This is a genomic window from Reinekea marinisedimentorum (genome assembly GCF_004341165.1).
GTDB classification, from domain to species: domain Bacteria; phylum Pseudomonadota; class Gammaproteobacteria; order Pseudomonadales; family Natronospirillaceae; genus Reinekea; species Reinekea marinisedimentorum.
Map to the genome: position 1 here is coordinate 1 of NZ_SLZR01000035.1, position 9,170 is coordinate 9,170.

Below are 9,170 nucleotides of genomic sequence, written 5' to 3' on the forward strand. Positions count from 1 at the left end.
ATAGCCGCCCCAGGAAAAGATACGACTACAAAACACCGGAGGAAATGTACTATGGAAAATAACTATCGGTGTCGCACTTCAAACTTGATACTAAGAGTTTCCTCCTAAATTGTGGCTTTCATACCTAAGTAAATTAGGTAGCGGCCAACTAAATTGTGGGTCACCATCTGAAACTTTAGGCTACTATTTTTCCTTTAATAAACCGAACCAATACGAATTTCTTTCATTATCGTATAAATTCAAAACATAACCGTTATCGTAAGCACCGGCTAAATACAGTGATATTTCCCATGCAATATCTTTGGAGATGTTCAAACAGGTGTCCGCCTCAGATAGCAGGCTTGGAAAGCGATCTGCCATTTGCTTATAGATTGCTGCATTCCTAGCTTCCGGACTATAGTCCCAGCATTCTGTACTGGCGTTCCACTCTCCTAGAGGAATAAAAGGCAAAGACTGCTGATAACCCTCACCCTTAATATGTAGACTATCCTTTCCTAGTTCAAACTCAGGTGAATAGGTTCGAAACTGGTTTACCAGCCAATTGCCGGCATTACTCTGATGATTAGCCGCAGTTACCAATTCATTGGAAACAAAAGAATCCCAGCGAATATCTGTACTGGGCGCATCGGAATGAAAATTCAATGGGTACCGCCAAGCTTCCGGTCCGGACTCATCGATAACTTGATATCCATTAGTAAACACACCGTCATTTAAATTTATTGAAAGGCTGATCTCATTCCAGCTTTTCACTATTACTGGCTTTGTCGGATCAACCCAATTTACCAATAAAACGGCATGTTCCTGAGAACTATTAGTAACCCGATGGAGAACCAAATCATTTTGATACAACTTAACTTTTTCCGATAAAAAGTCATAGCCTTCCAGTGAAGCAAACGGCCCGGTACTTACCGAAAAATCTAAACCACCTATCAATGGATGCCTATCAGCTCCATCAGAAGGTCCATTTGCATAAATTACGGACCGGCCGTCAGAACTTAAAACATATTGCTCAGCATCGCAGACACTCAGGTTGGGAAGTTCGGGATAGGGAATAACCAGTGCCGATTCGCCAGTTTCTCTTTCCCAGATAAATATCCCCTTTGTTTTGCCCTTTTCACAATAGGCTACGTAATCACCTGAATTGGAAATATTAGCCCCGAAAACCCATTCCCCTTCTACAACGGGCGTTACTGTATTGGTTCTACTGTCGTAATAAAAAATATAGCGGCTGTTACTATCATTCCATTCGAAGACAGCCTGTTTGCCGGAGGCTGATACAGCGACCTGTGGCGACCTCGATGACTCACTCCTTACCGTCATACTTCTTGGAATTTTAATGGTTTGGTCATTTAAAATATCATGAATCCAATAAGTGATAAGGCCGTCCCTCTTAACCGTATAAGCTAGATACTTCCCGTTGTCATGGAGAAAGTAATTAAACATATAATTAGTTGGGATTACTTTTACTTGATTAGACTCGATATCCGTAATCTTCAGCTGGCCGTTCACTGCCTGAACAACCAGCTTCGTATCCTGAATAATTGCGTGACTGTATATTCTTTCCTTAACGGAAATCACACGTGGTTGAAAATTATAATTTTCACTGGTTAACGAATTCTTAGTATAGACGACATGCTTTTTTTCCGGGTTTGCACTGATAGCATGAAACGGCCATACGGTTTTCTCTCTCGCTGCCCGGTACTCAGACAAACTAACTCTACTTTCTCTGTATGACTCACTTTCACCAGGGAAAATTTTAAGATCCCTGCCAAAATGAGAAAAATACTTATTGTCGGAACTTCGGCCAAGCACACCCCAGAGGCCATGGTCATTCTCGTTGGAAAAGAACAAAAACTCAGCGATACCATCACCATTCATATCATTTAAGTAGGTGCTTACCCCCACTTCCACTCCTTCACAGTACCTATAACAGTTCAAATACTGCTGCGAACCTAACACTTCTGAGAATTGATCGTTAACTTCAAGGATGCTAATGCTACTGGTGTTGTTGCACTGATAATCTGCAATATATAAATTCGGAGTTCCAAAAACTCCCTTTGATATATGCCTGATAAACGAAAAGTCCGGCTTTTGACCTTCGCAATTGGTATAATAGTAAGAACCGGATTGAATTAAGCCGGTTACTCTTTGTCTAACTGATTCATCCGCTACCGGATCTGAAAAATCATCAAGCTTAAATATTTTACTGAAAGTACCTTCTTTTGAACTTTCGAATATTAGCTTTGGCACTGCATTAGATATATCATCAGCAGAGCTTATATAACACGCTACTGAATCATAAATATCGTTCTTGCTCTGTATTGGCCATAGGCATGAGTCAGCTATATAAGTATCTAAACTTGTATAACTTGCCTCAAGTCCATAATCAAAACCTCCTAATCTGGAAATTACTTTTCGCTCGCTGTCAAACCTTGTGAATCGAAGCAGGCAACTGAAGTATGTTTTAGAGTCCGCTCTTGATTGACAGGAGGCCAGTCGTTCTCCATCTAACAAGCTTCGCCATGAATTTAGAATTTGTGACCGAATCGAGTACTGATCTGAAATACAGCTCCGGGGAAATGCCTCCTTAAGGCAGCTATTTCTGGTCTTAAGCCACTTACGCTGCGTACTCAGCAGATGTTTCTTATCCACTTCATCCAATTGCTGTTTCAGCTCGGTGTATGCATCACTAAGATATTCATCTAATGCAGCCAGCTCAGAGCTGGAGCATATTTCTATTTCAATATCACTTAAACTCGACAGGCCACAGTCGTAGCTTGCACTCTGAACACTTCCGGAGCACAGCAGAAGCAAGGCAACAATATAAATCCGACACATCATTTTGAAACTCCGTTTTCAGTTAGCTCAGGTAAAACAACCGAATTAAATACCGAAACGTCAGCTTCGAAAAATCGTCTTAAATTGGTATTTGTCGTAATAACCGACTCGGCGTTTCCACCTTTTTGATCAACATCAACCACATTAATTTGATAGCGCAATTCAGAAGACATTGGACGATACACCCTAGATGGAATACCTATGTTAGCAACATAGCCTTGTTCATTGACTTCAATATCAACCTCTATTTCGGCCGCTGCGGCGATTGCCTCTTCTATATCAGCCTGATTACGATAACGCCCCTTATCGACAAGCAGAAGATTATTCTCACCAAGGCCATATACAAAGTGATAGGTTCCCTTGCCGTTGACTAGTCTGCCGCCAGTCTCGGCTTGGGTATGCAGCCATATCTCAATCCGGTCCTGACTGTCTGCAGTGCTATCTGAAACAATCAAGACATCATCAGTAACGTTAAAACTAATGGCCAGATCAGAACCTCTTGATCCAAGCGTCGCCTTGCCGCTAATGTCTGCCTTACTCTCTCTTGTTCCTGAAATTAAATTTAAACTATCCCAGCCATCAATATTTTCATCAGCAAATGAAGTTGAGTAATCAAAAATAGATATTTTATCGTAGTTAATGGTTGCGCCAACATTTCCGGAAAGGGCAGAGCTTATCTGCCGATAAGGAATTCTCAGACGTGAACGAAATGGATACCTAAATTTCGGATACAGAATAAAGCTCTTGGTAGCTGCATTAAATGGGTAGTGAATATACTTATCATCAGAACAGACATTATATTCGCAAGGGTAATTTAAGAATAGCTCCTGCAAATGAACAACGTCATAGGGCTGTTCAATATTAATTGCATAGCGAAAGGAATAGTTCATCTTTATTTCCTGAGTAAGATAAACATACCCGCCAGAGTATTTTATCGCCTTAAAGTCGTCGTAATCGAAGCGCCTACCAATACTTTCTTTATTCGCTATTTCTCTCGTTTTAACCGCCATTGAATTTAAATCCATTAAGTGGGCGTTTAAATAGTCTTGATCTGAACGGCCAACGGTTAGAAACAGGATAGTATTCTCATCAACCCAATCGGCTAAATATCCCGGCACATCCGACATCAAAGTATACGTATTGGAATTTCGCTCAAAGACTATCAGGCTAGCGGGATATTTGCCTGGGTATTGGCGGTTTTTGCAGGTAATAAGAATTTTCTCAGCACTAGGAGATAGCTTCAACAATCTACAGCTAAGCTCTTTATACTTATCTGATAATGTTTCTCTTAGATCTATATGGTTTTTTGTGAACTCAAATGTTCCGGTTTCAATGACCTCTACTGCAAAAGCTAACTTCATGCTGGCAATTAAGCACAGCAATGTGAGCATTACTATTTTTTTCATAAAAACCTAACTCCTTTTAAAAGGATAACCAATAAAAAACCATCAGTGTAAACAAACGAGTCCAGAAAACCCTGCAAGATCTTCCACATGAATAATGGCACAAACGCTTTCTATTTTTCACGCAACCAACGTTTGAGCTGCTTTTATCTAATGTTTGCTATTTGAACTAGCACCCACATTAACTGGCTGATTTTAATCTAAGCCAGATAATAATAACTCACTTTTAAACTGAGTTAGATAACAAACTACGGGCCACAAGAGTCTGAACACTACGATGATCTATACCCATATCGTAATATCAGACGTTAAAAACCTTCAAAACCCGCTTGATATATTGTGAAAACGCCATGAGGCTGCTGCCCGTTCTGCAGATTTTTCTCGAAAATAAGTTGATAAATAGGATAGCACTAGAACAGCGTTATATAACGCCGAATGGGGCAGAAATGAGTTACATGAGTTATCAGATCAAGTTCCTGCTTGCTTTAATACCTGGCAGGTCGAATCTAAGCTACTACAACTCATTGTTTTACCACTATCCAAGTTTCTTAGACATATTGAAACCTGTAATCAAAAAACCGGCCTGCTCGTAGAGCTTAAGAGCTCGCTTATTGTAGTATGCTACTCTCAGTTTAATTTCATGAATCTCTGCAGCTTTGAGTTGATTTTCTAGCGCATGAATAGCTTGCTTGCCGAATCCTTGTCCACGGTACTTATCAAATACATAAAAGTCATAGATAAAAGTTGAGCTTAAGTCAGCTTGAACTGAATGCCAAAGATACCCAACCACTTTAGTGGCACCATTGACTCTTGCTTCCAAGCACAATAGCTCATGCCCCTTGCTATCAGGGCCATCAGGAAAACTACTCTGTAATTCTGCTTCTGCTAGATTTATCGCCAACTCTACTGAATGACCGTAATTCTCAGCTATCTCACGACTGTAATCTTCAACGAAATAACTACGATATGCGGGAAACTCGTCTTGTCGCATTATTCTGAGAGATATCATGGTAATCCTATGTTTGGCACTGATTTAAACGTAGCAACATTTACGAATGGCTCACGCAGCAGCTTGGAGCTACAACGTGGCGGAAAATTGATCGCCGGGCGCTTATTTAGTGGGTGTCCATTTATGAAGTAGCACCTATGGGAAATGACTAATGGTGTCGTACTTCAACTTTGATCCTAAGTTCATTCTTTCGCCTTTGTAACCACGACTGTAATTGAGCCAAGAACATCGTAAGGCTGATGATATCCATAGAAGCCTTCTTCTTTCGAGTAGAATATATGGCTAATATCAGAGAATACATCTGGATCTACAGGATTTTTCGCATTTGGGTTGTGAAACATAATTAGCCCGTCTGACCATGACTCTTCATAATCCGGATCATCTAAATCTTTGGAAAATGGGATAGGATGAATAGCTTCTGGGTCTGGATTATATAAGAATCCATTCCTAATCATCTTGACATCAGCGCTGCCCAATCCAGCGATTTTCCCCATACGATTAAACTTTGGAATTGTTGCTTGATTGCTAAAAAGCACTGCGCTTATATTTTCAGCATCGTCTTGGAAGAAGAAACCGGAAGGTATTTCTTTTCCTTCCCAGCTATGTTTTTCTATATCCTCTACGAAGGGCTTCCCATCGACAATTCGCGTTCTTATCCCATACAAATATTCTGACAATGCAGTTCGCGACCATGTCATCGCACTATCGTTGTGATAGTCGTGAATTGCTAAAATAATTGGCTTTCCCGAGACATGCTCTTTTTCCCAATACTTTTTTTGTAGCTTACTGAATAGGGGGCTTCCAAACTTGATAGGCATAAAATCATTTAACCGCTCCTCAACTTCTTTATGTGTCTCAGGAGGAGGTAAATCAGGGCGATTTTCATTCTTAGATGGATTGACTGTCACGGCCTCAATGAATATTTTTTCTCCAAAGAAAGAAACTTCAAAATCAGGTGCAGGGTGATTGTTTTCTACCATTAATCCTGCGTTATGAATGTATATGTGTAAATACAATTCCCATAATCTAGCTTGGAAGTTTATTGACTGAAACTCTCGCTCGAAATGCCCATCGTTATCAACAAACGAATTTACGATTTCAGATACTATATTTCTAGCCGCTTCAAATCTAGATTCATTCTTAAGTATTCTGTAGCCATGATGCTGCTCATTTTCAGGAATAACATCTGTAAATAGATCAAATACGGCATCAGCTTCGTCGCCCTGTGGATATACATCCTGAGCTTTTCCCAAATAATCTTTAAAAATCTTCCTAGCTAGATTTTTTCGTGCCTTTTCTATATTATCGTGAAAATCTCTACTAACTTCGATGCAACGAAATAATCTTCTTGAATCTCTACCTAGAACGATGAATCCATAATCGTTGTCTATAACATCTCTAATCACGATGCCTAGCAGCTTATTATCAAAAAGTGAGTACCATTCGATCTCCTCTGCGGTAAAGCGTACTAATGGCATTCGGCAGTAACAATACGCATCAAACTGTCTTCGAGTAAGTTTCTTTCCAAATCTAAGAATGTTCTCTGCTGACTTTCTTTCACGATTCCTATCGTGCACTGCACGGCGAGCAGCCTTAGTCTTTAGATTTAATTTCTGCTTTCTTTTTTCCTTCTTCGAAGGCTTTGCCATATTCCAAATTACTCCGTGAACATAACGCTTACGCCAGTGGTTGGAGGAACGCAGCGTAAATCCGACAACATGACGTTGTTAGCGTATCAAAGCTTAGTGACATACGAATATATCTCTTTAGCAATTGGGTGGATTTTTTCTAATCTAGATCGAGTAATAGAAGGTGAAGGATATGTGCGAGTTGCATTCTGAGCCCATGTATGGGCTGCACTATCACGGTCCCGCTTAACCGCCTCCAATTCACTAATTAATATCGTAATATTTCCGCTCTTGTCGAGTTCTTTTTCTAACTTCTCCATAGCTACTATGCCAATTGCTCTAGTTAGCATTGGACGAAAGTTTTCTTTATACTGAAATCCGTGATTATTTCCGATAACCGATGTTTCAAGCATTTGCTTATAGGGCTGGCTTCTTAGCTTTCCTTTAACAGCGCGCCGCACAATATTATCAAATGCCTCTTCAATCCATCCACAGTACTCCAGTATTGCAAGTTTTGAGTAATAGATAGATTCATCTATGCTTGAACAATGCATGGCGCCATTGTATCTATTATCCAAATCTTTCAGCGTTCGAGAAATATGCTTCTTAACGATCATATCAACTAAAAATCTCTATTCCTTTAGATATTCTGGCTTTAACTTTATCTGTAGCAGCCAATCCCTCGCTTAAGCTTGCTATAGAAAAATTATCGTCCTCTCTTAATGCTTGATAGCGAGCAGATAATTGTTCTTCCGACTCGCCCTCCAATCCGTCTATATTTTTATATATACCTACAAATAGCGCCTCAATTGTTGATTTGCTTAATTTTGGTAGCTGCTTTCCATCAAGTATACTTCTATATAGAAGTGTAATAGACCGGTTAATTCTATCGGTTTTTGTCTCGATTTCTTTTTCGGTAATTTTTTTCTTAGATTCCATATATTCATTAAGATACTTTGCTAGTCGCCCATTATATTTTTCGTGAGCGTCAGCAAACGTAAATACTCTTAGGAATAGTTCTTCGTATGCATACCGATATGTTTTTTCTTCTTCGAGGCCAAATAGATATCTGGTCTCTTTCCGCTCAACAATTTTCTTTAGCATTTCATTAAAATCACCAGCATATATGCAGTTTCGGATTTCTTGGTTGCTAAGCTTGTTGCCTCCAGTATTAAGGCGATGAAAAATCGTAAACAAATAATTTAGATGTGACTTCTTAGAGTAATCACATCTTAAAACCGTTACGGGGATAGTCAGATTCTCTATACGACTATAAATTTCAAAATGCTTTTCTTTTAAATAACCAGACGTCCTTCCTGATATTCTTGAGTCAATATCTTCTAGCTTTGAAAGCCTCCATTCCTCGTCTGTTAAAAATTTGATGATGCTAGAAATTCTTTGCAAGCCATCAATCATCAGCCTTTTTTCAGTTTTGTAATCAAGACTTAGACACATGCTAGGAATAGGAAGTTGCTTAACGAGTGAGTCGATAAATCTTGTCTGGGCTGGATTCGACCAAACAACATCCCGTTGAAAGTCTGGTTTAATAATCAACTGCCCTGCTTTGTGCATTCTAACGAGGTCCGCGCAAGACCTCAGTTCGTTAAAAGCTACAATGTCTGATGGTGGGGTCTCAGAGTAGTCCTCTGACTCTTCCTGTTCAGCTTCCGCCTTTTCGATTTCTTCGTTGTATTCTTCATTCATATAAAATTCTCTATCTTAATATTCGAATATTTCGTTCTATCGGCTAACAGCTTGTTCTACGACACCTGTCGCTTTTTAAGGAGTCGCAATTCTCATATTTAAAAGAACATAAAACGCCCCTACAGACCAGTCATATTGACCACTATGATATTTTCTGTCAACGCCATAGCCTTACAAAAATCGACAGCTGTCGCACTACCCGACGACATCCGCAAATTGAGGCATGGAATCGAAGTAATTTGGGTATGGAAAACTTGAAAGGCTTGGAGTTTAGGCGGGTTAATTTACCTCGCCACAAGATCATTTCAGTCTAATCGGTAAATTCAAGAAGAGTAGCCAGATACATACGTAGACGGTGGAGTTGGGGATGCCGGCATTCGCGCATTACTGTCCAGAATGATTTGATAGTAGCAATGGCGCCTTTGTTGTAGATGATACCGCGTCATTAGAAAGCCTCACAATCATCCCGAAGTGTCGGACCACCGCGCAGGCGCACTACTGTCCGGAATAATTTCATAGCAGTAATGCTCCCTGGGTTCTGGCCAGTTCCTGCACTTCTTGCCTTCGCCTTTTCTCGGTGGCATACGC

The 9,170-nt window shown here is 40.0% G+C and carries 6 protein-coding genes; all 6 read right to left on the reverse strand.

All coding sequences use genetic code 11. From position 1 onward, the window contains the following. Positions 1–183: 183 nt before the first annotated feature. Positions 184–2,841 (reverse strand): lysozyme inhibitor LprI family protein, encoded by a 2,658-nt coding sequence (locus BCF53_RS18715; protein WP_132704237.1) that lies wholly within the window; start codon positions 2,839–2,841, stop codon positions 184–186. Continuing rightward, on the reverse strand, positions 2,838–4,244 hold the full coding sequence (locus BCF53_RS18720) for a sugar-binding protein (RefSeq protein WP_132704239.1): 1,407 nt from the start codon (positions 4,242–4,244) through the stop codon (positions 2,838–2,840). Before BCF53_RS18720 ends, BCF53_RS18715 begins: the two co-directional genes overlap by 4 nt. A 532-nt stretch (positions 4,245–4,776) precedes the next feature. After that, positions 4,777–5,250 carry a GNAT family N-acetyltransferase gene (locus BCF53_RS18725; protein ID WP_132704241.1) on the reverse strand — a complete coding sequence of 158 codons (474 nt, stop codon included), beginning with the start codon at positions 5,248–5,250 and terminating at the stop codon, positions 4,777–4,779. 182 nt (positions 5,251–5,432) lie between these two features. Then, positions 5,433–6,899, reverse strand: coding sequence for a hypothetical protein (locus BCF53_RS18730; protein ID WP_132704243.1), 1,467 nt, complete (start codon positions 6,897–6,899; stop codon positions 5,433–5,435). A gap of 86 nt (positions 6,900–6,985) precedes the next feature. Further along, positions 6,986–7,495 (reverse strand): endoribonuclease, encoded by a 510-nt coding sequence (locus BCF53_RS18735; protein WP_132704245.1) that lies wholly within the window; start codon positions 7,493–7,495, stop codon positions 6,986–6,988. 1 nt (position 7,496) lies between these two features. After that, positions 7,497–8,582 (reverse strand): DUF262 domain-containing protein, encoded by a 1,086-nt coding sequence (locus BCF53_RS18740; protein ID WP_132704247.1) that lies wholly within the window; start codon positions 8,580–8,582, stop codon positions 7,497–7,499. Positions 8,583–9,170: the final 588 nt, after the last annotated feature.